This window comes from Paenibacillus aurantius (genome assembly GCF_032268605.1).
GTDB lineage: Bacteria > Bacillota > Bacilli > Paenibacillales > NBRC-103111 > Paenibacillus_AO > Paenibacillus_AO aurantius.
In genome coordinates this window covers 4,961,045-4,985,632 of record NZ_CP130318.1, presented here as the reverse complement: position 1 = coordinate 4,985,632, position 24,588 = coordinate 4,961,045, and the positions used below count along the sequence as shown (strand labels likewise).

The window sequence follows — 24,588 nt, the reverse complement described above, 5'->3', positions numbered from 1 at the left end:
AGAGATGGACATGAAAGGAAGAAGAGGAAGCTGGAAGTCCGTGCTGAGGTCGGCCTCATTGGCGGCGGTTCTGCTGGCTGGGGCCTTGCCGATGAATGCGGGCCTTCCGGCGGCGAAGGCCGCCGCCCTGGATTCCCTCGTAAACGGAGGGTTCGAGGCGGACGGAGCGAACGGGCAAGCGGCCGGCTGGATACCGGAAGGCGGGGCATCGTCGGTCACGGTAAGCACCTCCGTTTATGCCGAGGGCAAACGAAGCCTGCGGGTGGAGGATCCATCTCCTGCGGTCAGCTACGGCGCGGTCAGCGACGCGGTAGCGGTGACTCCGTTTGTGAACGTCGAGCTGACGGCCAAGGTCAAGAGTGAAAGCGGGGAGGGCGGCAAGGCGGACCTCCGGTTCTATAACGGGGAGGGCAAGCTGGTCTCCGTGGTCAGCGGGCTTGTTCCGGGCGGAACGGGCGAGTGGACCGATCTCCGGGTGGCCGCTTCCGCTCCGAAGGATGGCGCCCGTGTAACGGTATCCTTTTATTATCCGAATGAGAAGACCGGGGTTTACTATGCGGATGCGGCCTCGCTGAAGGTGGGCAAGGAGCAGTCCTACATAACGAATCTCGGGCCGCAGTCCACCTCCCTGACACTTATGACCGGGGCCTACGGCACCGATAAGGACGGACGGGCGAGCATGTATACGGTAATCCAGGGAGATCCGGCCCAATTCGTCGTTTCGGATGTCGTGACGAAGGAAGTGAAGGCCCAGCATCCTCTCGTGGCGCTGGACGGCAGTCCCGTCACAGCCGCATGGGCGATTACCACGGCATCGGACGGAAAGGTGTATATCGGCAGCACCCCGAACGGCACGCTGTTCCAGTACGATCCGGTGAAGGACACCATGCGAACGATCGGCAAGCCGGTGCCGACCGATACGGTCATCTGGGTGCTGGTGCCCGGCGAGAACGGCAAGGTGTACGGAGGAACGGGCTATTCGCAGACGCTGTTCGAATACGATCCCGCGACGGACAAATCTAGAATTCTGACCTCTTTTAAATCGTCCTCGAAGGAAAGTCATCTCCGGAGTCTCGCTTATGACCCGGACCACAAGGTGCTGTACGCCGGCGGGGCGGATGTGGCGAAGCTGTACCGCTATGACCTGGCCACCGGCAAGAAGACGGCTCTGACTCCTCCCGAGTTTGCCGGCAAAACGTCCGTCTACGATCTTCAATTTACGGCGGGCAAGCTGTTCGTCCGGGTCGACCCGGGTCCGGTCATGTTCGTCTATGATCCCGCTGCGAACAGCTGGATTGTCAAGAACAACGCGCAATACAACACGCGCGGCTTCTCCCCGGTTTCGCCGGACGGAAGGGTGTTCTACACGTATTACGAAACGCTACCCGACGGGCGCCAGCAGTGGTCGCTCCATGCGTATAATACAGCCACCGACACGTATTCCTCTCTTGGCCTTGATGTCAAAGGCGCAGGAGTCGCCTTCGGATACGTTAAGCTGAACACGCCGGACTATCCGGGCGTGACGCTGGTGGGACTCGCCGGCAACGGCGGCCGGGCCTTCTACTACAACCTGGAGACCGGAAAGCTCGAGACGCCGGAACTGCCGCTGCCTCCTCAATTCGTAGAGCTGTTCAACATCGCCAAAAGCGTGGACGGCCAGATGCTCTCCTCCGGCTTTATTTCGGGCGGCGGGATGGGGATCTATTCCCCGACCAAGGACGAGACCAAGCTGTATCCCTCGATCGGCCAGGTGGAAGGCTTCGGCTCCCTGAACGGCAAAATGTACTTAGGCGTTTATCCCCGCGCCACGATTTTTGAATACGATCCGAAAGAGCCCTGGAACCGGACCGACCCGTCGGCTCCCCAAAATCCGCTTAGGCTGGGCCAGCTGGGCGACGAGCAGGATCGTCCCGTCTCCATGGTAGGGGTGGAAGAGCTGAATAAGCTGTTCATCGCCTCTTATCCCATTGCGGGCAAAATCGGCGGGGCCTTATCGGTCTACGACCCGGTTACGAAAACCTTCGACGTGAAGCGCAACCTCGTCCCCGACCATTCCATCAACAGCCTGGTTTACCGGGACGGCTTGCTTTACATGGGCACGGGGGCGATGAACGGGGGAGAAGGCAAGCTGGTAACGTATGATCCGTCCACGGGGCAGATCCTTTCGGAACGGGTTCCGGTCAGCGGCAAGAAAGCGGTCACGTCCCTGTTCTGGGGACCGGACGGCAACCTGTGGGGCATGGCTCTAGGAGCCCTGTTCGTCTATGACCCGGCAGCAGACCGAATCATCTACAGCGAAGACTTGTTCCCGACGGCCGACTACTCGCACAGCAACCCGAGGCTGATGACCGGCACGGACGGGAATGTGTACGGAACCATCTATACCGGCTATGTCGCCGACAAAACGTACACTTCCAAAATGATCAAAATCGACGCCGTGACCAAGGAAATGACCGTGCTGCTTGAAAGCAACGCCGAGAAGCTCGCTCAGGATGACTTCGGCAACTTCTACTTCAAATACGGCAGCGAGCTGATGAAATACAGCGACCCGAGCCTGGTGGTGGGGCTCGAGAAGGTGACCCTCTCCACGGATGCTCCTTCCCTTCTTCATCCGGGGGATGAGGCCAAGGTGAGCTTTGACGTCCTGCTGCAAAAAGGGCGCACCACGAACGAGCTGTCCGGGGCAAAAATCGAGTACGTAAGCTCGCGTCCCAAATCGGCCGAGGTGACGCCGGACGGAAAGGTCATAGCCAAGCATCCGGGAAGGACGGAAATCTTCGTCCGGGTTACCTTGAACGGAGTGACCGTGGAGTCGGCTCCCGTTGCCTTTCTCGTGACGGGCCCCTTCTAAAAGAGAAGGGGAAGGAAAGCGGGGTTGTCGGCCCGGGGCATAGCGGCTATAATGGGGGAAAAAGTCGGTTTAAAGTCCCTGTCTCTAAATCGGGAAAGGATTTCTCTACTGACCCCAGGAGGTTTATCCATGCCGCCCGATAATTTGATTCCTATCGGCGTCCTAGGTCCCGAGCCCATGGTAAGCAAGGTGCTGAAGGTCATTTCGGCCTCGTTTCCTTCCTTCCGTCCGCTGGCCCTGCCTTACTCCTCAGAAGAGGAGGCTACCCGAATTGCCCAGGAAGCCCTTCCGGACATTGAAGTGCTTCTGCTTACCAATCCGGGGCTGTACCGCCGGCTGAAGGAGGAGCTTCCTCCGGCGAAGCCGATTCAATACCTGCCGTTGACGGATACGGCGCTTTACCGGGCCCTGTACCGGGTAAGGTCCCGTCTGCCGGCCGGGGAACTGCTGCTCTCCGTGGACTCCTTCACGCCGCAGGCGATATCCCGGCTGAAGGGGGAGATCGGAGAGAAGGAGCTGCGCTTCGTTCTCTTCGAAGGAGAGGCGCATCCTTCGGCCTCCGAACTGGCGGGCTTCCATGCGGAGGCCTGCCGGTCCGGGGGGGCCCATGCCGCCTTGACGACCGAGCCGGAGGTGGCGCGGGCGCTCCGGGAGCAGGGCGTCCCTCATGAATGGGTCGTCCCGACCGATTCCAACATCGTGGTCGCCCTGGAGCGGGCCCTGCTCTCCACCGAAACCCGCCGCAGCAAGGAGGCCCAGATCGTCGTTGGCATGGTCAATGTCGACGACTTCAGCAAGCAGATCCGCCTGCGCAGCTCCGAGCACGACATCCAGCGGTTTAAGCTCGACATTCACCGCATGCTTATCGATTATGCCGAGTCGTTGGAGGGCTACCTGACCCACGTAGGCGGCGACGAGTACCTGTTTTTTACGACGCGGGGCATCTTCGAACGGGAAACGGGGGGCTACAAAACGATCCCGCTGGCCCGGGAGGTCGGCAAGGCGCTGGGCCTCTCGCTCAGCATGGGCATCGGCTTCGGCCGCTCGGCCAATGAGGCGGGGACGCATGCCCGCACGGCCCTCCGCAAGGCGAAGGAAGCGGGAGGCAGCTCCTGCTTCATCGTCCGCGAGGACCGGACACTCATCGGTCCGCTCGAAATGGCCGATCCCCTTAACCATGACCTGTCCGTCACGGACGGGGCCCTGTTGAAGGCGGCCGAAGAGGCGGGGATGACCTCGGCTTATTTAAGCCGGCTGATGGCAAGCGTCGCCCGCACCGGCAAGCTGGAGTACGAGGTCCAGGAGCTGGCCGCGGTGCTCGATATCACGGTCCGGTCCACCCACCGCCTGCTGACCCAGTGGATCGACCACGGCTTGGTGGAGGTGTCCGGTTATGTGAAGGTGCCGAAGGGCCGTCCCAAGCAGACGTTCCGGCTCCGGTTTTTGGAGGATCATGCGGCGGCCCGGCTGGAGGAATCCTTCCGGTAGACCGGTCTACAACTCCCTAGACAGAGTTGCCGTGCTGCCGAGTTACCGCCTTATCAAGTGATCCGCTAAGAAAAAGCCCTGCGTCCAAGCCGGAATTCCGGCCGGGTGCAGGGCTTTTGGTTTTAACGGCGAGGGGGAATTGGCAGGCGTTCCGGCTCAGTGCTTCAGGCCGGGGGCTTCGGAATCAGCGGTTCCAAACCGATTCCGCTGATGAGCATGCGTTCCTTGCGGTTGGATAGCAGCTGCTGGCTCCAATCCACCAGACCGCCGTCTCCGATCGTAAGCACTTCGCCGTGAAGGCGGACCTCCACTTTAAACTGGATGCCCCGGTAATAGGAGTTGGGTTCCGGATCCTCCCGGACGGATAGGTCATAGGGTCTGCCCTCCTGCGAGGCGATCAGCTTAGGCATCAGGCCATCGGATTCCTTATAGCCCCCGCGGGGAATCAGAACGATTTGGAAATGGTCGGCCCCTAAAGCCTGAAAGAGCTCCCGGTATAGGTCTATATGTTCTTGGAAGGCTTCGGTCTCGAAGGAGCAGGAGCCTTTGTCTTTTCCGGAAGTGACCATGGCGAATAAGGGGAAGTGAGGCAGCATGCCGGCGGCGTTATTCCAGAACTGGGTCCTTACATGCCGGTGGACGGCCGAGAAGCGGACGAAGGCTTCCCGGTTGTCGATCCTGCCGGATTTGAGCAGGCTGCTGATGTGAAGGGCGAGCGTGTTGGTGGCATCCGCCACGACTTCCGTTCCCCTTAAAGCCGAGAGCACCTTGTTCTGATCGGCCGACGCTACAAGGGAGCAGGTGCCGAGAGGGGTCACAGGGGAGAGCTCGACCGGAAGGTAGTCGTATCGGGCGGCAAGCTCCAGGCAGTCCAGCTCCAGCCTCCTCAGAGCAATCGGATCGGCGCCGGCCGGTTGGACGAAGCGGTTGGCGTCGTAACGCTTTAGCAGGTCACCGGGTGAGGAGCGGCGGGTTTTCCTGCGGAACAGCTCCAGCAGCAGGGTGTTTAAATCGGAGGGCGAAAGGGAATCGGTTAACCGGTCGAGAAGACCGGGGATACCCAGCCGTTCGGCTATACGTTCAATCGGAGAAGAGGAGCGATTCATAAATAAGACCTCCTTTACGGGTCGGATGGATAACGGAAGCATATAAAGACAGAGCTGAATTGTCGATTTAAAGACAAATTAAAGATTTGTCTTTAATGACGGGGGCAGAGTAGAATGGAGATATAGAACGGCCATTCGTTCCCCGGTCCTGCCGGAACGAAAACGCATGAAGGATCCCGGCGTTGCCCGAAAGGGGCCCGGAAAGCCGCTGCAGGCCGTAATCGTTGTAACCACCGAAGGGAGCTGGATTTGCGAAATGAGAACATTGGAGCAGCTGGAACAGGTCATGGCGAAGCCGTCGGCCCGCTTGATCGAAGATATGAAGAACCTGGAAGGGGATATCATGCTCCTTGGGGTCGGCGGCAAAATGGGGCCGAGCCTCGCGAAGCTGATCATGAACGCGCTTAAGGAAGCCGGTGTCGAGAAGACGGTCTACGGGGTATCCCGTTTCTCCGAAGCGGGACTGAAGGACGAGCTGGAAGCCTACGGGCTGAAGACGATCGCCTGCGACCTGCTCGACGAAGCTTCTCTGCAGGCTCTGCCGGAAGTTAAGAACGTCATTTACATGGCGGGAACGAAATTCGGAACGACCGGACGCGAATATTTCACATGGGCGATGAATGCTTATCTTCCCGGCCGGGTAGCGGAGAAGTTCAAGAACTCCCGCATCGTGGTCTTCTCCTCGGGCAATGTTTATCCTCATTCCCCGGTCGCGCTTGGCGGGACGTCGGAGGCGGTTACCCCGAACCCTGTCGGAGAGTACGGGCAATCCTGTCTTGGCCGCGAGCGGGTTTTCGAATACTTCAGCCACCGTTACGAAACGCCGGTCCTCATCTATCGTTTGAACTACGCGATCGACATGCGCTACGGGGTTCTTCTCGAGCTCGCCAAATCCGTTAAAGAAGGCAAGCCGATTGAGCTCGCTATGGGTCATTTCAACTGCATCTGGCAGGGCGACGCCAACGAGATTGCGATCCGTTCCCTGCTTCACTGCGAGAGCCCGGCGAACAAGCTGAACGTAACCGGTCCGGAGACCATTTCGGTCCGCTATGCGGCAACGGAGCTAGGCAAACGCCTTGGCATCGAGCCGAAGTTCACCGGCCAGGAAGCCGAAACGGCTCTTCTCAGCAACGCCTCGAAATGCATGCAGCTGTTCGGCTACCCGTCGGTATCGCTTCTGCAGATGATCGATTGGATGGCGGAATGGGTGGAGCATGAAGGCGTGACGATCAACAAGCCGACTCATTTCCAGCAAAGAGAGGGGAAATACTAAATCATGGCAGCCAAACGCAACCTTAGTGAAGCTCAGCTTCGGGCGCTGCACGACGGAGTCGTGATTCCTGCGCATCCTCTCGCTCTTAACGAGGACCGCACGCTGGATGAACGGAGCCAGCGGGCGCTCTCCCGTTATTATATCGCTTCCGGCGCAGGCGGCGTAGCCGTCGGCGTGCACTCCACCCAGTTTGAAATCCGCGATCCGAAGATCAACCTGTTCGAGAAGGTTCTCCGCCTTGCGGCGGAGGAAGTCGACAAGGCGCAGATCGACCGCCCTTTCCTTAAAGTAGCGGGTATCTGCGGTCCAACGGAGCAGGCTCTTGCCGAAACCGAAACGGCTTCAGGCCTTGGCTACGATGCAGGGCTGCTCAGCATGGGCGGCCTCGGCGATTGGACCGAAGCGCAGATTCTGGAGCGGACGGCCCGGATCGCCGAACAGATCCCGGTCATTGGCTTCTACCTGCAGCCGTCGGTCGGCGGGAAGATTTTCAGCTTCGATTTCTGGAAGGAATTCGCGAATATTCCGGGAATCGTGGCGATCAAGATGGCGCCGTTCAACCGGTACCAGACGATCGATGTCGTACGTGCCGTTTGCTATTCCGACCGGCGCGACGAAATCGCCCTCTATACGGGCAATGACGATAACATCGTGAACGATCTGCTGACCGTATACCGCTTCCAGGTAAACGGGGAGCCGGTTGAGAAGCGGATTGTCGGCGGTCTGCTCGGCCACTGGGCCGTTTGGACCCGCAAAGCGGTCGAGCTACTTGAGGAGATCAAGACCGCCCGCAGCGCTGGCAAGCTGGATCCCGAATGGCTGACGCGGAATGTGGAAGTGACGGACACGAATGCGGCCTTCTTCGATCCGGCCCACGGTTTCGCCGGCTGTATCCCGGGCATTCATGAAGTGCTGCGCCGTCAGGGTCTCATGAAGGGAACCTGGTGCCTGAATCCTCATGAGGAGCTGTCGCCGGGCCAGAAGGAAGAAATCGACCGGATGTACCGCGATTATCCTCATTTGAACGACGACGAGTTTGTGAAAGCGGGCTTGGCCGAGTGGCTGGCTTAATTCGATAAGAAAGACCGGTGGTTCGTATGCGGTTTAAAGATGTGTTCTCGATTATAGGGCCGGATATGGTCGGCCCTTCCAGCTCGCATACGGCCGGCGCCGTCCGGATCGGAAGAGCGGCCCGGCAGTTTTTCGGGCCGCTGCCGGAGAGGGTGGAAATCACCCTCTTTCGCTCGTTTGCCGAGACCTACCGGGGACACGGAACGGATGTCGCTCTAGCGGCCGGGCTGCTGGACTGGGATACGCAGGACGAACGGATCCCGGAGGCGTTGCAGCATGCCGCCGGGCTTGGGGTGAACATTGAATTCTTCCCTGCCCACGGCGACTTCGCTGAGGCTCCGCATCCGAATACCGCCCGGCTTCGGATGACGGCGGGGGACCGGACGATGACCGTAACGGGAACGTCGATCGGAGGCGGGAACATTGAGATCGTGGGAGTGGACGGCTTCGACGTCCGCTGCTCCTGTTCTTATCCCACGCTTGCCATTTATCACGACGACCGGGTCGGGATGCTTGCCGACATCACCCGGCTGATCTCCCAATGCTCGCTCAACATTGGGCACATGGATGTGGACCGCGCCTCCCGGAGCGGCAAGGCGCTGACGCTTATCGAGGCCGACGGGCGATTTGAGAAGGAGCTGGTGGAAGCCCTGCGGGCTCTGCCGGGCGTGACATCGATAAGAACCGTCGACCTGACCGGATGACCCTCTCGGACGGCCGGCGGTAAGACGAAAGAACAAACGGGGGATGACGAATGAGGTTTACAAGCCTGGAGGAGCTGATCGGGCTCTGCGAGCAGGAGGGCAAGCCGATTCACCGCCTTATGCTCGAGGAGCAGGCCAAGGAGAGCGGCCGGTCGGAGGACGAAGAGTTTGCGAAAATGGCCAGCTACTATGCCGTCATGAAGGAAGCCGTAAGCCGGGGGCTGACGCAGGACACATCCTCCCGAAGCGGATTGACGGGCAATGACGCCAAGAAGGTGCGTTCCCTGGTCGAGGGCGATGCCTCCTCCCTGGGAGGACCGGCCGGGAAAGCGATGGCGTATGCCCTATCCGTTTCGGAGGTCAACGCCAGCATGGGGAGAATCGTCGCGACCCCGACGGCCGGCTCCTGCGGAGTGATTCCGGGTGTGTTCGTCAGCATGCAGGAGCAGTACGGCTGGGACGACACGCATATGACGGAAGGGCTGTTTACCGCAGGCGCCCTGGGCTACGTCATCGCCAACCGCTCCTTCGTTTCGGGAGCGGAGGGAGGCTGCCAGGCCGAGATCGGCTCGGCCATCGCCATGGCGGCCGGCGCTCTCGTCGAGCTGCGCGGAGGCACGCCCCGGCAGGCCCTGCACGCCGTCGGGCTTGCCCTGAAGAATTCCCTCGGCTTGATCTGCGATCCCGTCGGAGGGCTGGTCGAGATCCCGTGCATCGTCCGCAACGGCTTCGGCTCGGTGACGGCGCTTGCCGCTTCCGACATGGCTTTAGCCGGCATCCGCAGCGCCATCCCGTCCGACGAGGTGATCGGGGTGATGCTGGAGGTTGGCGCCAACATGCCAGAGCGCTACCGTGAAACGGCCAAGGGCGGGCTTGCCGCTACGCCGACCGGCCAGCGCATCATGTCGGACCTGTACGGGAAACCAAAGAAACCCGGGGAGGAACCAAACGATGAACACAGTGGAGGATAAGCTTCGGGCGGAGCTCCTGGAGGAAGCGGAAGCTCTAAGCGGAGAGCTGACGGCTTTCCGCCGGGAGCTTCATGAGAATCCGGAGCTCAGCCTGGAGGAATCGGAAACGGCGGCGAAGGTGGCGGAGCGGCTGCGCGCCTTAGGGTTAACCGTACGGACGGGCGTCGGCGGGCACGGGATGATCGCGGACCTGGAAGGGTCCCTTCCGGGACCTACCGTCGCCCTCCGGGCCGACATGGATGCCCTTCCGATCCAGGAGGAAACGGACCTGCCCTTCGCTTCCCGTGTCTCCGGGAAAATGCACGCCTGCGGCCATGACGCTCACACGTCCATGCTGCTTGGCGCGGTCCGCCTGCTCGTCAGCCGGCGGGATCGCTTGGCGGGACGGGTGCGCTTCCTGTTCCAGGCGGCGGAGGAAATCAACGCCGGGGCCAAGGCGATGATCCGCGACGGCGCCTTGGACGGCGTCGATGAGATTTACGGCCTGCACAACCTGCCGACGCTGGCGGCCGGCCTGACGGCTACCCGCCGCGGGGCGCTCATGGGCTCGGTCGACCGGCTCGAGATCGAGCTGGAGGGACGCGGGGGCCACGGCGCCATTCCGGATCAAAGCATTGATCCGCTGGTGGCCGCCTCGGCCATCGTGATGTCCCTCCAGACGGCGGTGAGCCGGGAGATCTCGCCCTTCGCGCCCGCGGTCGTCACCATCGGCAGCTTCCAGGCCGGCGAGGCTAACAACGTCATCCCTCACCGGGCCCGGCTGACCGGGACGGTGAGGACGTTCTCGCCGGACGTTCAGGCCGGCATGGAAGAGCGCTTGCGGCGGCTAGTGGCCGGCACGGCGGAGGCTTACCGGTGCCGCGCCGAGCTGCGGTATATCCGGCAGACGCCGGTGCTCGTGAGTGACGACCGCTGCCTCGGGCATGCGGAGGCGTCACTGGACCGGCTGCTCGGACCGGAGCGGCGCGTGGAAGCCGACCCGACCATGGCGGGCGAGGATTTCTCGCTCTTCCTGGAGCAGGTGCCCGGCTGCTTCTTCTGGCTCGGCTCCGGCCCGCAGGAGAACGCGAAGGAAGCCTACGGCCTGCATCATCCGAAATTCCGGCTGCACGAGGAATGCCTGTCGGTCGGAGCCGCCGCTCTCGCCGCCATTGCGCTGGACCGGTTGTCCGGCCGTGCGGACGGCTAACCCCCGCTTTGAAGACCGCTCCGTTCCTCTGCACAAATTAGCCATAATTGACAAGAAGGCAGCCCCCGCGGGCTGTCTTTTTCTTTAGAGAGGGGGAGTTTTATAGTAACATAAAAGGGAACACGCCGTTTTGGTTTATAGGCTGATCGGCTTCTCCCGAAACGGAGAAGATATTCATAGAGAGGGGTAGCGTTCGGCATCCCTTATTGACTTTAGAGGAGGTGGGCACATGTCTTCTGGTATGGCATTATTCTGGGGGTTATTTCTGGCTGGGATTATTCTCGCGATCACGATCTGGGTGACGAACAAGGCGTATTCCAAAAAATGGGAGGAGTCCGATGAATGAGGGGAATCAGTAGCCGCGAATGCCGGGAAGGGAAGGGAAGGGATTCCGATGACGGACCGAAACGGATCCTCCGGGAAGGAAGACCACCGGTCTTCAGGGGAAAAGCGTCCCGGCCGAAGGCCGGCTTCCTGGGGTGGAACGCTGTTGGAGCGCCTCTTGTTTCCACCGGCACCCTTGAACAGCGACAGGCTTTCCAGCGCCCTGCATGGCAAAAGGGTGCTGATCACCGGCGCCAGCTCCGGAATCGGTGAAGCCCTGACCCGTCTGCTCGCCGGCAGAGGGGCTCATCTGATTCTGGCCGCCCGGCGGGAGGGTGCCCTTCTGGCTCTGCAGCAGGAGCTCGGGACCGACTCCTCCCCCATAAGCGTGTACCCGGCGGATCTCCGGGATCCCGCTGCGCTTGCCGGCCTCCTCGCCTACCTTCACGAGCTGCCGGGAGGACTGGATATCGTCGTGAGCAACGCCGGTCATTCCATCCGCCGGCCGATCCGGGAGTCGCTCGACCGCTACCATGATTTCACCCGCACGATGGCCCTTCATTACCTGGCGCCGGTCCGGCTCCTTCTCTCGGTTCTTCCGCTGCTTGAGAGGAACGGGGGGCAGGTCGTCAGCGTCTCGACGGTTAACGTCCTGCTGCTTCCCGTTCCCCATTGGGCGGCTTACCAGGCATCGAAGGCGGCTTTTGACACTTGGCTGCGGTCGGCAGGTCCGGAGCTCGCCCGGATAGGAGTGGCCGCCACCTCGCTCTATTTTCCGCTGGTACGGACGCCGATGATCCTGCCTACGGAGGCCTACCGGAGATGGCCGGCGATGTCTTCCCGGCAGGCGGCCCGGCTCATTGGACGGTGTCTTTATACGCGGAGGCGGGTCTGGAAGCCGTGGTGGTTGTTTCCGGGACAGCTGGCCTCCGTGCTGCTCCGCTGGGCGTGGGAAGCCTTCGCCGCCCGCAAGCGGAAGGAAAGGGGGGACCGCCATGAAGGCCATTAGGCTGCTTAGGGTGATGGCCGCGATCGGCCTGCTTACTCCGCGGGCCCTGCTCCGGCTGGCCGCGGCTCTTCTTACTCATGGCGTCAACCTGATGACGCTGCTGAATTTCTCGGCCCGGACCTACGGGGAGAGGACTGCCTTAACGGACGAAAGGGAAACGCTTACTTATGACGAGTGGTACCGGCAGTCGGAGCAGCTGTCGCAGGAGCTGAGAGCCAGGTATGGACTGGGAAAGGGCAGCAAAGTGGGGCTTATGGGGAAGAATCACGCTTCCTTGGCAAAGGCCCTTTTTGCCGTTTCCTCGACGGGGGCGGACCTCTATCTGCTTAACGCGGAGATGAGTCCAAGGCAGCTGACGGACCTGCTCGGGAGCCGGGAACTGGACCTGCTTATCCATGATGAAGAGCAGGAAGCCCTCATCGGGCTGTCCTCTTACCGGGGATCCCGGCTGCTCAACTATCACGAAACCTTACCGGCGGTCAACCGGCTGGCGGCGGCCGCTTCTCCTATGAGAACGAAAAGCTTCAAGTCTTCCACCGGCAAGCTGATTCTGCTGACCGGCGGAACGACCGGAAAAGCGAAGGAGGCGCCGCATCGGCCTTCTTTGTTTGCTTATCTCGCGCCCTTCGAGGCCCTGTTGTCCCGTTTAAAGCTGGCCGACCGGCATACGGCCTATGTCGCGACACCGTTATATCACGGGTATGGGCTTGCCGTGCTGCTGCTCTTCTGCGCCTTGGGCAAAAAGGTGCTCCTGCGCCGCGGGTTCGAGGCGGAGGCGGCCTGCCGGCTCATCCGGGATCACCAGGCGGATGCCGTGTCGGTGGTCCCCTTGATGCTGCGGCGGATGCTGCAGGCCGATCCCGAGGCGTTGAAGTCTCTGCGCTGTGTGGCCTCGGGCGGAGCCGAGCTCAGCCCCAAGCTGGCGGAGGAGACCCGAAGACGGCTCGGGAACGTGCTCTACAACCTGTACGGCACGTCCGAGGCCGGGCTGGCTGTGATCGCCACGCCGCAGGATTTGGAGCGCTCTCCCGGTACCATAGGAAGAGCCATGGAAGGGGTCGGCTTGACGGTGCTTACAGATGCCTCGACCGAGGCGGCTCCAGGCGCGGCGGGCCGGCTGTGCGTCCGCAGCCCGAGGTCCGGAAGAAGAGGGGAGCCTCGGTGGATCGAAACCGGCGATTGGGGCTGGCGGGATGAGGAGGGCCGTTATTTTCTGTCCGGCCGGACAGACAGCATGATCGTCTCCGGGGGAGAGAATGTTTATCCGTTCGAGGTGGAGCAGGTGCTTCTGGCCCACCCCCAGGTTGAGGATGCGGCCGTCGCCGGCATGATGGATGAGCTGTACGGCCAGCGGCTGAAGGCGTATGTCCAGCTTGTCCCCGGCGGGCGGCTGTCCGCCGAGGAGCTGAAGGAATGGCTGCGTTCCCGGCTGGCCCGCTACCAGCAGCCGAAAGAAATCGTCTTCGTCCGGCGGCTGCCTTACACCCCGCTCGGAAAGCTCGACCGAAAGCGCCTTACCCAACAATAAAGCCGTCTTCTGCCAGCGGGCGGAGGACGGCTTTCGATCATATGCGGGCCATAACGGATTTGGCATATTCCGATGGAGACATGCCGGTCAGCTTGCGGAAATCCCGCGAGAAGTAGTGGATGCTGCCGTAGCCCAGCTCCTGGGCGATTTCCGTGAAATTGGACTGCCTCTCGCGGATAAGTAGCTTGGCCTGCTCGATCCGCAGCCCCCGGTAATATTCCAGGACGCCGGTGCCCGTCTGCGACTGGAAGAGCTCCTTGAGCCGCGTTTTGCCGAGATGAAATTCTTTGGCGAGCTGCTCCAGCGTAAGGGGGCGGGACAAATCACGCCGCATAAAGTCTGTGATCTGCTGGACGAGCTGTTCCTCACTCCGTTCCTTCGGAAGGAGACTCAGCTTCGGTTCCCGGCTGTCGGCGGATGCTTCGCTGCGGCACAGGTGAATGAGCAGCGCTTCCAGGTACAGCTTGATCAGATGCTCGCTCCCGAACGCCGCTTCCTTCCGCCGCACCAAGGTGTGGTCATTGGGCTTGTCGAACGGGGCCTTGAATGCCTGGAAGCCTTCCTGGAGCAGCAGGGAAAGCCAATTCCTCTCCCGGTCCCCGACGTTCATTACGCGCCCGCCCAACGCCGTTAGGGCGGGGGAGGCGCATTCGAAGGAAATGACGATCAGGTTGGGTGGCTTGTGCTCCTGGCGGACACGGACGGTGTGGAACTCGTTCGGCTTGTGCACGATGAGACTTCCCTGCTTGAGCTCCAGCGTCCGTTCGTCCGCCCGGACCTCGACTTCACCTTTGTCCACATAGAGAAATTCCCAGAAGTCATGCTGCTCCCCTTCAAAGACAAAGCCTTTGGCATATTCAAAATAATGGAAGGAAATCAAGTGCTTGACGGTGATGGTTTCCTGCAGGGAGTATCTTGAGAAATTCATTGACCCGCCATCCTTTGAACCCGTTTCGAACCTTTATTTTACCACAAGGGAGGTCCTTCCGTTAACCTCGGCGGCAGGGACACGTTACGCAGCTCTCCCGACCCGCCGGGAAGCATAAGCTTTTGGCGAAACCGGGACAGGGCTTGTCTCCCGTGCAAAAAAAACGGCTTTTTGGATAAATTCGCTTCTTCCGGAGGGAGCTATAATGGACTCAAACGAAGAAAGAGGGTGCTTCCATGAAGAAAGGAATTAACGTCTGGTCCTTTCCGGCCGGGATGAAGGCGGCCGACTGCATGGCTTTGGCCAAGGAGGCCGGCTTCGACGGAATCGAGCTGGCGCTGAACGAAACAGGAGAGCTCAGCCTCGAAAGCACGGAGGCGGACATCCGCCAAATCAGGCAAACAGCCGATGACATCGGCATCGAGCTCTCCAGCTTCGCTACAGGCTTGTTCTGGTCTTACTCACTGACGAGCTCGAATGCCGAGACGCGGGAGAAGGCAAAGGGCATCGTGCGCAAGCAGCTCGAAGTTGCCTCGATTCTCGGAGTGGATACGATTCTCGTCGTCCCGGGTGCGGTAGGCGTGGATTTCATTCCGGATGCCGAAGTGGTTCCCTACGACCAGGCTTACGATTATTCGTTGGAAGCGTTTAAAGAGCTCGCGGCTGACGCCGAAGCCCGGAAGGTGAACATCGGGATCGAGAACGTTTGGAACAAGTTCCTGCTGTCCCCGCTTGAGATGAAAGGCTTCATCGATGCGGTCGGCTCGGATTATGTCGGATCTTACTTTGATGTGGGCAACGTCTTGTATTCCGGCTACCCCGAGCACTGGATTTCGATTCTCGGCAGCCGGATCAAGAAGGTGCATTTCAAGGATTACCGGCGGCAGCCCGGCGGGATTAACGGGTTCGTGGACCTGCTCGCAGGCGACGTGGATTACCCGGCTGTGATGAAGGCTCTCGAGGCGGCCGGATACTCGGATTATGTGACGGCTGAGATGATCCCGCCTTACACTCACCACACGACCCAAATCGTCTTCAACACTTCCGCCTCTATGGATGCCATTCTGGGCCGAAAGGAGATCCGCTAATGATCAGAATAGGATTGGTCGGATTAGGTTTTATGGGAAGGACGCACCTGGAGACGTATCTACGCCTCGAGAAGGAAGGGCAGCCCATCCAGGTTGTGGCCATTTGTGATATTAACCCTGCCAAATGGGAAGGACAGGCCACCGCAGGCAACTTCGATACGAAGAGCGAGAGTATCGACTTCAGCCGGTTTGCCAAGTATACGGACATGGCGGAAATGCTGGAGAAGGAAGAGCTGGATGCGGTTGACCTCTGCCTCCCCACTTACCTTCACAAGGACATGTCCGTTCTCGCCCTGAACCGCGGCAAGCATGTTATGTGCGAGAAGCCGATGGCGATGAATGCGGCGGAATGCTCCGAAATGGTGGAGGCGGCGGACCAGAACGGCAAGCTGCTTATGATCGGCCAATGCCTCCGCTTCTGGCCCGCTTATGTATACCTGAAGGAGCAGGTGGACAGCGGCAAGCTGGGCAAGGTGCGGGGAGCCTACTTCTTCCGCGGGGGCGGTACTCCCGACTGGGCCGAATGGCTGACGCAGAAGGACAAGAGCGGGGGCGCTCTGCTCGACATGCACGTTCACGACATCGACACGGTGAACTGGCTGTTCGGCATGCCGAAGGCCGTCTCCTGCCTTGCCCTTAACGCAGTGGAGGGAAGCGGGTATGACATCGTCTCCACTCACTATGCCTACGAGGACGGCAAGGTAATCAACGCCCAAGTGGACTGGACCCTTCAAGGGGATTTTGGCTTCGACATGACCTACCGGGTCAACTTTGAAAAAGGAAACATTGTCTTCCAGAACGGGACGGTGAAGGTCAACCCTTCCGATGGCCCCGGCTTCGAGGCGGAGCTGTCCGAGAATTTCGGCTACTATTATGAAATGAAGTACTTCCTGGAGGCCATCACTAATGGAACGCCGGTCGATAAGGCTCCTCCTCTCAGCACCAAAGGCAGCATTGAGATCGCCGAGGCGGAGATCGCATCGGCAGACCGGCAAGGAGCCTGGATCGAACTGAGCAGCCGCTAGAGCCTATAGAAGCGCATCCTGCCTAGGGGCACCTCACGACAACAGAGAAGAACCCGGACCTTTCTCGGTCCGGGTTCTTCTTCTTGCGGCCGTGGCCGAACGGGTTCCTGTTCCGCCGGGGGAACCCGGGCAGGGGAGCCCCGCCTGCCTTCCCCCGTTTGTCAGAAGCAGGTAAACTGCTCGATCTGCCGGGTATCGATGCCGAAATACTGCCAGAATCCGACCCAGCGGAAGCCGGCCACGGATCTCCTCCCGACGAACGTAAGGTAGGCCCAGTACGAGAAGCCGTTGCGCTGCCAAATGTAGGTGTAACGGAAAAGGCAGCGCGAGATGGCTCCCGGGTCTACCGCGAGGGCCGAGGGACCGCCGAGCGGCTTCGGCGGAATGAAAGCCGGAGGCGGAGCCGCGGGAGGCCCTCCCGCCTGTGGTCCCCCCGGGAAAGGCTGCCCGGGAACCCCTCCCGGCCCAAAGCCTCCACCGGGTCCGAACCCTCCTCCCGGTCCAAAGCCCCCGCCGGGGAACATGCCGGGGCCGTAGGCGCCTGGCTGGTATGGCAGCTGTCTGTACACGCTCATCATCCTTTCCTTCTTATCCCGATTGCCCACAGTATATGAGGCGGGAGTCCAGAAAGGATGGGCGGCGGCCCGGACAGCGCCATTTTATCTCTTAAGGCTTGGCTCAGCCATTTCCTTCCTGGAAGACCTTCAGAAAAGGCTTGGGGATGTCCGTACGGAAACGGAGCCTTTCCCCGGTAACCGGATGCAGGAATGCAAGGACACGTGCGTGCAGCCCCAGCCGGCCGATGGCCGACGAGCGGGCTCCGTACTTCTTATCTCCGACAATGGGATGCCCGATATCCTGCATATGAACGCGGATCTGGTTCTTGCGGCCGGTCTCGAGCCGGACCTCGAGCAGGGAGAAGCCGTTTCCCGATTGAAGCACCTTGTAATGGGTAACGGCATGCTGGCCGTCTCCGGCGTAAGGACTGGAGTACATGCGGAGCGTCTTGCTCTCCTTGAGCCACGAAGAGACCGTTCCTTCCGGCTTCCGGACGATTCCTTCCACAAGGGCCGTGTACACCCGCTCCTCCACGGATTCCCTCCACGCCGTCTGCAGCGCCTGTTGAACCTCCTCGCTTTTGGCGAACATCATCACCCCGGATGTGTCCCGGTCCAGCCGGTGGACGACGAAGATGCGGTTCTTCGGGTGCGCGCGCTTCACGTGCTCCATGAGCTGGTTGTACGCCGTGATCTCGTTCTCTTCATGGCGGGCGGCGATCGAGAGCAGGCCGGCTTCCTTCCGGATGACGATCAAATGCTCGTCCTCATGGAGGATGGCAAGGCCCATGAACGGCGGAGCGTCATCGATTCGCTCCTTGCTGACCGTTACCGTTTGACCGGGGGTCAGCGGATGGTTGTAGGCGGTTTGGGCCCGGCCGTCGACGGAAACCTGCCCCCGGGCGAGCATCGCCTTGATGGCGTTGCGGCCGGAACCGGTTACGTGCTCGAGCAGGAACGCCAGAAGCTCGCCTTCCTGAGCCACCGGATAGGTTCTGGCTTTCGGTGCGGTCTTGCCGGCCTGTCCGGTTTTGGCGGCGGGTTTATTACGGGAATGGCCCGTTGTCTGGTTTTTGGGTCTGGGGTCGCGTTTCAATAGGTTCACTCCTGAGTGAGAATGGTCTCTATACTATACCACAGGAGCCCCATCGGATTCCTCCCGGCAGGTATGAATAAGAGCCCAAACGATCATGCTGATGGTAACCGGGGCTATGCGGGTGCGTCACAGAACCGTAACGAAATTTTCATCTTCGGTTAATCTTTTCCTAATCCCGGTTTAATGCAAACCCGTTATACTGGTAATGAAATCACATAAGGAGGACAAATCGGTGATCCTGTATCAATTGTCGAAATGGATGGAAGAGCGGACGCGGCTTAGGAAGCGCATTCTGGAGACATCAGGAGATGCAAGCGATTTGTTACATAGAAAAGAACAGGTGGAAGAAACGATGATGCGGCAGGCGAACCGGTGGCTCGAAGGCAGCCTGGAACCGGTTTCCCTTCCGGAATGGGAGGGCGAGGCCGCCGAGCGTTACGAAGAGCAGATGTCCCCGCCCCTGGTCTAACCAATGCCCAACTCCAAAAACCCCGAGGCCTTGAGAAGGCCCTCGGGGTTTTTGCCTATGCGGGAGAAAAAGATGGATTCCTGAAGCCGGGGGCAGCAGGAGCGTTTTCTTGATGAAGCGGATTTGATCCAGGCGGTAAGCCTTTCCTGCTTGTTTTTTTTGATATTTCCGCGGGGCCTCTGTAGAATATAGACAGGCCCGAACTAAACATGCAAAAGAGGTTATGATATGAAAGTCGTCCTGTCGACGCTTAACGCCAAATACATCCATACTTCTCTCGCGCTCCGATGCCTGAAGGCCTTCTGCCGGGACGAGTACGAGGTGGAGATGGCGGAATATACCATCAAGGATCCGGTCATGAACGTAGTGGCCGATCTCTTTCAGAGGAAGCCTTCCGTCCTGGGGTTCTCCTGCTACATCTGGAATATCGAAGAGACGATCACGATCATCCGGATGGTTAAGAAAATCATGCCCGAAACGGTCATCGTCCTCGGAGGACCGGAGGTTTCCTACGATACCGATTATTGGATGAACCGCCTGCCGGAGGTCGATTTCATCGTCATGGGGGAAGGGGAGGAGACATTCCTTCATCTTCTGCGAACCATCACCGGGGACCGGAAATATCATTTCGTTTACGGGCTGGCTTACCGCAAGAACGGCGAGGCGGTGCTAAATCCGGGACGCCCCAAGCTCGATCTGAACGAGCTCCCGACGCCTTACCGGTTTCCGGAGGATGAGGCGGCGCTTGCGAACCGGGTCGTCTATTTCGAAACGAGCCGCGGCTGCCCGTTCTCCTGCCAATTTTGCCTGTCCAGTATAGAAGTAGGCGTACGTTATTTCGACATGGAACGGACGAAGTCCGATCTTCTCTATCTGATCGGGGCGGGGGCGAAGCTGATCAAGTTCGTGGACCGCACGTTCAATATCAAGAGGGACTATGCCCTCGAGATCTTCGAGTTTCTCATCAAGAATCACGGGGGCTGCGTCTTTCAGTTCGAGATTACGGCGGACATCATGCGTCCCGAAGTGCTGCAGTATCTCTCCGAGAATGCCCCTCCCGGCATCTTCCGCTTCGAGATCGGCGTGCAGTCCACCAATGATCTGACGAACGACCTGGTCAAGCGCCGTCAGAACTTTGCGAAGCTGTCCCGGACGGTGACGACGGTCAAGAACAGCGGGAAGATCGATCAGCATCTCGATCTCATTGCGGGCCTTCCGCAGGAGGACTACTCGTCCTTCCGCAAGACGTTCAACGATGTCTTCGCCCTCGGCCCGGAAGAGCTTCAGCTCGGGTTTCTCAAGATGCTTAGAGGGACGGGCATGAGGCAGGATGCCGGCCAATACGGGTATGTGTATATGGATAACGCCCCTTACGAAATCCTGGGCAACGACATCCTGCCGTTCTCCGACCTGATCCGCATCAAACGGGTGGAGGACGTCCTAGAGAAATACTGGAATGCCCACCGGATGGACCACACCGTCTCCTACCTCATCCGGGAGGAATTTGCTTCGGCGTTCGATTTCTTTCAGGAGTTTGGGGATTACTGGGAGGAACGGGGCTGGCAGAAGATCGGCCACCAGCTCGAGGACCTGTTTACCCGCCTGCACGCCTTTCTCCTGCATAGGGGAACGGCGCGCTTGGAGGTGGCGGAAGGGCTGATGAAACTCGACTATTTCCTCAACCATAAGTACAAGCCGCGCAAAATCTGGTGGGAGTTCACCCTCGACAAAACGCGGCAGGCCTCCATCCTGCGACTGGCCGCCGACCAGCCGGAGGTCTTCTCAGCCGGGCTTGCCTCCCGCGGCCTGAGCGAGAAGGAGCTCCACAAGCATGCGGTGGTCGAGCTGCTTCCTTATGACCTGCAGGCTTATCTGCAGGACGGAAGGGTGGAAGCCGCCGATACGCTTTTACTGGTTTATTACCCGCCGGACGGCGAAGGGCGGCCGGACGTTTATACCGCCGGTGCCGACCGGCTCGCCATACCACGCGTTACCCCATAACAGGAGGTAGGAGGTTGTCATGCGCAGAGATTCGGATATCCCTTTGGATGTAAGGATCCGAAATAAATATTTGGGGCTTAGCCTGGTGGCCGGGATCGTTCTCGGATCGGTGATCGGCTACATCGCCGGACAGGCCTCGATCGGCATCATCATCGGCGTTACGCTCGGCGTGGTCGTGGGTATTATCACCGGAGCCGCACGGGCCCGCTCGGTCACCCGCGGTCAGCCCGATTCCCCGGACGAACCGGACCGGTGATTTCCGGCCGGCAGGCCGGTTGACGGGGGACTTCATCTCGGGATGCCTTCTTGGAGCAAACAGCAAAAACAAAGCCTCAGCCGGCAAGTAAGCGGCTGAGGCTTTTTGGGATTCTCTTGGGTGAGGAGGCGAAGCGTTAAGGGTTAGGTTCCCGCGACCGCCCGCCTTACGGCAGGTAGCTGCGAAGAACGGTTACCTCGCCCTCGAGGGAATAGGACCCGAGGCCGGCGGGAAGCAGGAAGGCATCGCCCGGCTTGAGATCGAGCGAGCCGTCCGTCCAGACGAGCTGCCCGGCGCCTTCGCAGACGATGTGAATGACGAAGCTCTCCGGGGAAGTCTGGAGCGCCCAGCTTTGCTCCACCCGGCCCTTCTCCACGACGAAATAAGGAGATTGGGCCAACGTAAGCCAGCGGTTAGGCTCTTCGAGCTCCGTTGTCATCCGGGTGGCCCCGGCGCCTTCGTAGGCGATGACATTCAGCGAGTCCTCGATATGCAGCTCACGCGGCTTCCCGTCCAAGCCCGGACGGTCGTAATCGTACAGCCGGTAGGTGGTATCCGAGTTCTGCTGAATCTCGGCGGCAAGGACGCCCGCGCATAGAGCGTGGACCGTTCCGGCGGGGATGTAGAAGGAATCCCCGGCCTTCACCGGCACCTCCTGGAGGCTGTCCATAATCCGGCCGCCTTGGATCGCCTCCTCGAGGCTTTCCCGTGTTACTCCTGGTTTCAAGCCGTACAGGATGCGGGCTCCCGGCTTGGCGTTGAGAATGTACCACATCTCCGTCTTGCCAAGCTCTCCGGCCGGCAGTTTCTCATAGGAGTCATTGGGATGAACCTGGACGGACAGGTCGTCCTGGCAGTCCAACAGCTTGATGAGGAGCGGGAAGCGTCCCCCGTTCGTCTGCCCCTTCGTTCCGAACAGCTCCTGGCCGTATTTCTCACGGATTTCATCCAGGCCGAGGCCGGCCAGCTCCCCGTTCATCGCTTTGGTCGTTCCGTTCGGGTGGTCGCCGATCATCCAGCCTTCCCCGATGTGGCCGTCCGGCAGCTCCAGGCCGAAGCGCTCCAGCGCCCGTCCTCCCCAGACGCGTTCCTTCATTTCCGGTTTGAATTGCAGAGGATACAGATTCAAGGAATTCTCCACTTCCTTCTATATAATATAAGGTTCCCTAGTGCCGGGCACTATTATCTATAAGATTATAGCAAATGCCAAGGGCGGAAAGAATCATTTTCGAACGACGGCCATGGCGTACGGGGACGTCTCCGCCCGATTGAGGAAGCGATAGCTGACGGCCTGCCATTCTTCCTGGGGCAGCGCAGCGGCCCACCGTTCCACCTCCCGGCACTCCTCCGCTCCACCTTCATGTCCGGGGTACAGGAGCACCGTCACGATCCCGCCGGGGCGCAGAAGGGAGAGAGCTCCGTTCAGGGCGGGCAGGGTCGAATCCGGGCGGGTGATGATGCGTTCGTCTCCCGATCCGGGAAGGTAGCCCAGGTTGAACATGACGGCGGCGAGACGTCCGGCATGCTCGTCGGGGATGACCTCCGCCAGACGGGCATGGGACAGCTTGAACAGGTGCACCGGAGCCTGTCCTTCCGGCTCGGCGGCGAGCCTCTGCCGCGTGTTGGAGAGCGCCTGCTCCTGCACATCAAAGCCGTATACGCAGCCCTTAGGCCCGCTCAGGCGGGCGAGGAAGAGAGTATCCACCCCATTGCCCGTCGTGGCATCGACGGCCGGTTCTCCCGGACGCATCCGTTCGGAGACGAGCTTGTGGGCGAAGCTCAGCACGGACAAGAATCCCATCGTCAGGCATCCTCCCGCCATTTTTTGCCCTGCCAGGTGTTCCGTCTGGTGAGCTCGGCATCGAAGGCATTCAGCACTTCCCATTTCTTCAGGCTCCACATGGGGCCGATCAGAAGATCGCGCGGCGCGTCCCCCGTCAGACGGTGAACGATCATCTCCGGCGGCAGAAGCTCCAGCGTATCGACCACCAGGTTCACGTACTCGTCCTTCTCCAGGAAGCGGAGGAGCCCCGCCTCATACTGCTTTACCATCGGGGTCTTGCGCATGAGATGGAGAAGGTGAATTTTGATGCCCTGGACGTCCATCTTGGAGACGGCCCGCCCGGTTTCGAGCATCATGTCGTGCGTCTCCCCGGGAAGGCCGTAGATGATGTGGGCGCAGGTCCGGATGTTGTGCCTGCGCAGCTTCGCTACGGCGTCGAGGTAACACTGGGTATCATGAGCCCGGTTGATGAGCGTGGAGGTCGACTCGTGGACGGTCTGAAGGCCCATTTCCACCCACAGGTAGGTCCTTTGGTTCAATTCGGCGAGATACTCGACGACATCGTCGGGCAGGCAGTCGGGTCTTGTGGCAATCGAGAGGCCGACGACTCCGGGCTGCTGCAGGATCACCTCGAAATATTCCCGGAGCTCCTCGACGGGAGCATACGTATTGGTGTACGCCTGAAAATATCCGATGTACTTGGCTTCGGGCCATTTGAGGTGCTGCCGGTCCCGGACTTTGTTGAACTGCGTGACGAGATCGTCCCGGCGGCTTCCGGCGAAGTCGCCCGAGCCCCTTGCGCTGCAGAACGTGCATCCGCCCGTGGCGATCTTCCCGTCCCGGTTCGGGCACGTAAAGCCGGCGTCAAGCATGACCTTGAAGACCTTGGTGCCGAACTGACCGCGCATTTCGTGATTCCAGGTATGAAACCGTTTATCGCCCCAGAGAAGGGGCTTATCTATAGAAAGCTGATTCATCGCGAATACTCCTTTTGTTGAAGGCATTAGTCCTTATTTTAGCCCAAAAAACGCGGAAAAGCGACCCGGAAAGGGGATTGGAGGAAGGAGCATAATCAGCGGCCCTCAGGACCAAACTAACGAAGTCACCCATCATCCCATCCTACACCAAGAAAGGGGCATCATCTTGAAAAAGAGCGGTATTATCTCCATGGTTATGACGACGGCTATCGTTTTTGGCGCAAGCGGAGCTTCCGCTGCAGGCGTAATGAGCACGAACAACGCGGGTACGGGCGGTGCGGCTTCTACGGGCACTACGACGGGCACCATGACCGGCACCGGCACCACGACGGGGAACACGACGGGCCTCGGAACGCTGGCCAATTCGCCAAGCCCAAGCGCCATCGGCAACACGGGAACTTATGGCAACTACGGAACGACCGGTATGGGCACGACGGGAACCGGCACCTATGGAGCCCGCGGCAACTACGGAACGTATGGAAACGGAACGACTGGGAACTACAACATGAACACGTACCGGACACGCGCCGTTGATACGAACCGCGGCAGCAACTGGGGATGGCTCGGCCTTCTCGGCCTTCTCGGTCTGGCGGGTCTGAGAAACCAGAACCGGACCGAGTCGAGAGACAACCTCTAAGCGGAACCAAGGAAAGCCCTTCTTAATCGGAGGGCTTTTTTGTGCCGCCGGGAAGATTCTGTTCGCACGGGGAGACCGAAACAGGGCTTCCGTCTGCTCTTTCCTTCCTGGACGGGAGCGGAAATATTCACAAAACAGACAAAAACTTAAGCGTTCCCATTGCAATACCTTACACCATGTGTTATATTAAAAGTAAGCAAAATCAATGCTTTTTCTGCTTCCACCGCATAGACGCAGGCCGTTCAGGAAACGATATT

General features: G+C 60.0%; 22 protein-coding genes. 15 read left to right on the top strand and 7 right to left on the bottom strand.

What is annotated here, in order from left to right; translation table 11 throughout:
- Window positions 1-10 precede the first annotated feature (10 nt).
- Window positions 11-2,851 (top strand): carbohydrate binding domain-containing protein, encoded by a 2,841-nt coding sequence (locus MJA45_RS22550; RefSeq protein WP_315604148.1) that lies wholly within the window; start codon window positions 11-13, stop codon window positions 2,849-2,851.
- Window positions 2,852-2,980: 129 nt separating this feature from the next.
- The gene (locus MJA45_RS22545) at window positions 2,981-4,339 is read left to right on the top strand and encodes a hypothetical protein (RefSeq protein WP_315604147.1); all 1,359 of its coding nucleotides are present in this window, start codon (window positions 2,981-2,983) and stop codon (window positions 4,337-4,339) included.
- A gap of 164 nt (window positions 4,340-4,503) precedes the next feature.
- Here MJA45_RS22545 and MJA45_RS22540 read toward each other — a convergent pair whose 3' ends face one another.
- Window positions 4,504-5,445, bottom strand: coding sequence for a hypothetical protein (locus MJA45_RS22540; protein ID WP_315604146.1), 942 nt, complete (start codon window positions 5,443-5,445; stop codon window positions 4,504-4,506).
- A 256-nt stretch (window positions 5,446-5,701) separates the two neighbouring features.
- Here MJA45_RS22540 and MJA45_RS22535 point away from each other — a divergent pair, with 256 nt between their 5' ends.
- The 7 genes from MJA45_RS22535 (at window position 5,702) to MJA45_RS22505 (ending at window position 13,514) form a co-directional block, all read left to right on the top strand.
- Window positions 5,702-6,718 carry an NAD-dependent epimerase/dehydratase family protein gene (locus MJA45_RS22535; protein WP_315604145.1) on the top strand — a complete coding sequence of 339 codons (1,017 nt, stop codon included), beginning with the start codon at window positions 5,702-5,704 and terminating at the stop codon, window positions 6,716-6,718.
- A gap of 3 nt (window positions 6,719-6,721) precedes the next feature.
- Window positions 6,722-7,789 (top strand): dihydrodipicolinate synthase family protein, encoded by a 1,068-nt coding sequence (locus tag MJA45_RS22530; RefSeq protein ID WP_315604144.1) that lies wholly within the window; start codon window positions 6,722-6,724, stop codon window positions 7,787-7,789.
- Between the two features lie 26 nt (window positions 7,790-7,815).
- A complete protein-coding gene (gene sdaAB / locus MJA45_RS22525) occupies window positions 7,816-8,493 on the top strand; it encodes an L-serine ammonia-lyase, iron-sulfur-dependent subunit beta (protein WP_315604143.1) in 678 nt (225 codons plus the stop codon).
- 50 nt (window positions 8,494-8,543) lie between these two features.
- Entirely contained in the window at window positions 8,544-9,464 is a 921-nt protein-coding gene (gene sdaAA / locus MJA45_RS22520; RefSeq protein WP_315604142.1) for an L-serine ammonia-lyase, iron-sulfur-dependent, subunit alpha, read from the top strand.
- Window positions 9,445-10,653 (top strand): M20 metallopeptidase family protein, encoded by a 1,209-nt coding sequence (locus tag MJA45_RS22515; RefSeq protein ID WP_315604141.1) that lies wholly within the window; start codon window positions 9,445-9,447, stop codon window positions 10,651-10,653. The genes sdaAA and MJA45_RS22515 overlap by 20 nt, the downstream gene beginning before the upstream one ends.
- 520 nt (window positions 10,654-11,173) lie before the next feature.
- On the top strand, window positions 11,174-11,986 hold the full coding sequence (locus tag MJA45_RS22510) for an SDR family NAD(P)-dependent oxidoreductase (protein WP_315604140.1): 813 nt from the start codon (window positions 11,174-11,176) through the stop codon (window positions 11,984-11,986).
- The gene (locus tag MJA45_RS22505) at window positions 11,973-13,514 is read left to right on the top strand and encodes an AMP-binding protein (RefSeq protein WP_315604139.1); all 1,542 of its coding nucleotides are present in this window, start codon (window positions 11,973-11,975) and stop codon (window positions 13,512-13,514) included. Before MJA45_RS22510 ends, MJA45_RS22505 begins: the two co-directional genes overlap by 14 nt.
- A gap of 37 nt (window positions 13,515-13,551) precedes the next feature.
- Here MJA45_RS22505 and MJA45_RS22500 read toward each other — a convergent pair whose 3' ends face one another.
- On the bottom strand, window positions 13,552-14,442 hold the full coding sequence (locus MJA45_RS22500) for a helix-turn-helix domain-containing protein (RefSeq protein WP_315604138.1): 891 nt from the start codon (window positions 14,440-14,442) through the stop codon (window positions 13,552-13,554).
- 236 nt (window positions 14,443-14,678) lie between these two features.
- On the opposite strand from MJA45_RS22500, the gene MJA45_RS22495 reads away from it, so the two are divergent.
- Window positions 14,679-15,530: a sugar phosphate isomerase/epimerase family protein gene (locus MJA45_RS22495; protein ID WP_315604137.1), complete on the top strand. Its 852-nt coding sequence runs from the start codon at window positions 14,679-14,681 to the stop codon at window positions 15,528-15,530.
- Complete coding sequence (locus MJA45_RS22490; protein ID WP_315604136.1) at window positions 15,530-16,555, top strand: Gfo/Idh/MocA family protein; 1,026 nt, start codon at window positions 15,530-15,532, stop codon at window positions 16,553-16,555. The genes MJA45_RS22495 and MJA45_RS22490 overlap by 1 nt, the downstream gene beginning before the upstream one ends.
- 161 nt (window positions 16,556-16,716) lie before the next feature.
- On the opposite strand, the gene MJA45_RS22485 is transcribed toward MJA45_RS22490, so the two are convergent.
- The gene (locus tag MJA45_RS22485) at window positions 16,717-17,130 is read right to left on the bottom strand and encodes a collagen-like protein (RefSeq protein WP_315604135.1); all 414 of its coding nucleotides are present in this window, start codon (window positions 17,128-17,130) and stop codon (window positions 16,717-16,719) included.
- 103 nt (window positions 17,131-17,233) lie between these two features.
- A complete protein-coding gene (locus MJA45_RS22480; protein WP_315604134.1) occupies window positions 17,234-18,208 on the bottom strand; it encodes an RluA family pseudouridine synthase in 975 nt (324 codons plus the stop codon).
- A 232-nt stretch (window positions 18,209-18,440) separates the two neighbouring features.
- Here MJA45_RS22480 and MJA45_RS22475 point away from each other — a divergent pair, with 232 nt between their 5' ends.
- From MJA45_RS22475 to MJA45_RS22465, 3 genes are all read left to right on the top strand, one after another.
- Window positions 18,441-18,677: a hypothetical protein gene (locus MJA45_RS22475; RefSeq protein WP_315604133.1), complete on the top strand. Its 237-nt coding sequence runs from the start codon at window positions 18,441-18,443 to the stop codon at window positions 18,675-18,677.
- A 228-nt stretch (window positions 18,678-18,905) separates the two neighbouring features.
- Window positions 18,906-20,678 carry a B12-binding domain-containing radical SAM protein gene (locus tag MJA45_RS22470; protein ID WP_315604132.1) on the top strand — a complete coding sequence of 591 codons (1,773 nt, stop codon included), beginning with the start codon at window positions 18,906-18,908 and terminating at the stop codon, window positions 20,676-20,678.
- 19 nt (window positions 20,679-20,697) lie between these two features.
- On the top strand, window positions 20,698-20,934 hold the full coding sequence (locus MJA45_RS22465) for a hypothetical protein (protein ID WP_315604131.1): 237 nt from the start codon (window positions 20,698-20,700) through the stop codon (window positions 20,932-20,934).
- A gap of 166 nt (window positions 20,935-21,100) precedes the next feature.
- On the opposite strand, the gene MJA45_RS22460 is transcribed toward MJA45_RS22465, so the two are convergent.
- The 3 genes from MJA45_RS22460 to MJA45_RS22450 all read right to left on the bottom strand — a co-directional run bounded on the left by MJA45_RS22460 (window position 21,101) and on the right by MJA45_RS22450 (window position 23,694).
- Window positions 21,101-22,063 (bottom strand): type I phosphomannose isomerase catalytic subunit, encoded by a 963-nt coding sequence (locus MJA45_RS22460; protein WP_315604130.1) that lies wholly within the window; start codon window positions 22,061-22,063, stop codon window positions 21,101-21,103.
- A 93-nt stretch (window positions 22,064-22,156) separates the two neighbouring features.
- Complete coding sequence (locus MJA45_RS22455) at window positions 22,157-22,735, bottom strand: tRNA 5-(aminomethyl)-2-thiouridylate-methyltransferase MnmM (protein WP_315604129.1); 579 nt, start codon at window positions 22,733-22,735, stop codon at window positions 22,157-22,159.
- Window positions 22,736-22,737: 2 nt separating this feature from the next.
- Window positions 22,738-23,694: a tRNA modification radical SAM protein MnmL/YtqA gene (locus tag MJA45_RS22450; protein WP_315604128.1), complete on the bottom strand. Its 957-nt coding sequence runs from the start codon at window positions 23,692-23,694 to the stop codon at window positions 22,738-22,740.
- A gap of 166 nt (window positions 23,695-23,860) precedes the next feature.
- On the opposite strand from MJA45_RS22450, the gene MJA45_RS22445 reads away from it, so the two are divergent.
- Window positions 23,861-24,331: a WGxxGxxG family protein gene (locus MJA45_RS22445; protein ID WP_315604127.1), complete on the top strand. Its 471-nt coding sequence runs from the start codon at window positions 23,861-23,863 to the stop codon at window positions 24,329-24,331.
- Window positions 24,332-24,588: the final 257 nt, after the last annotated feature.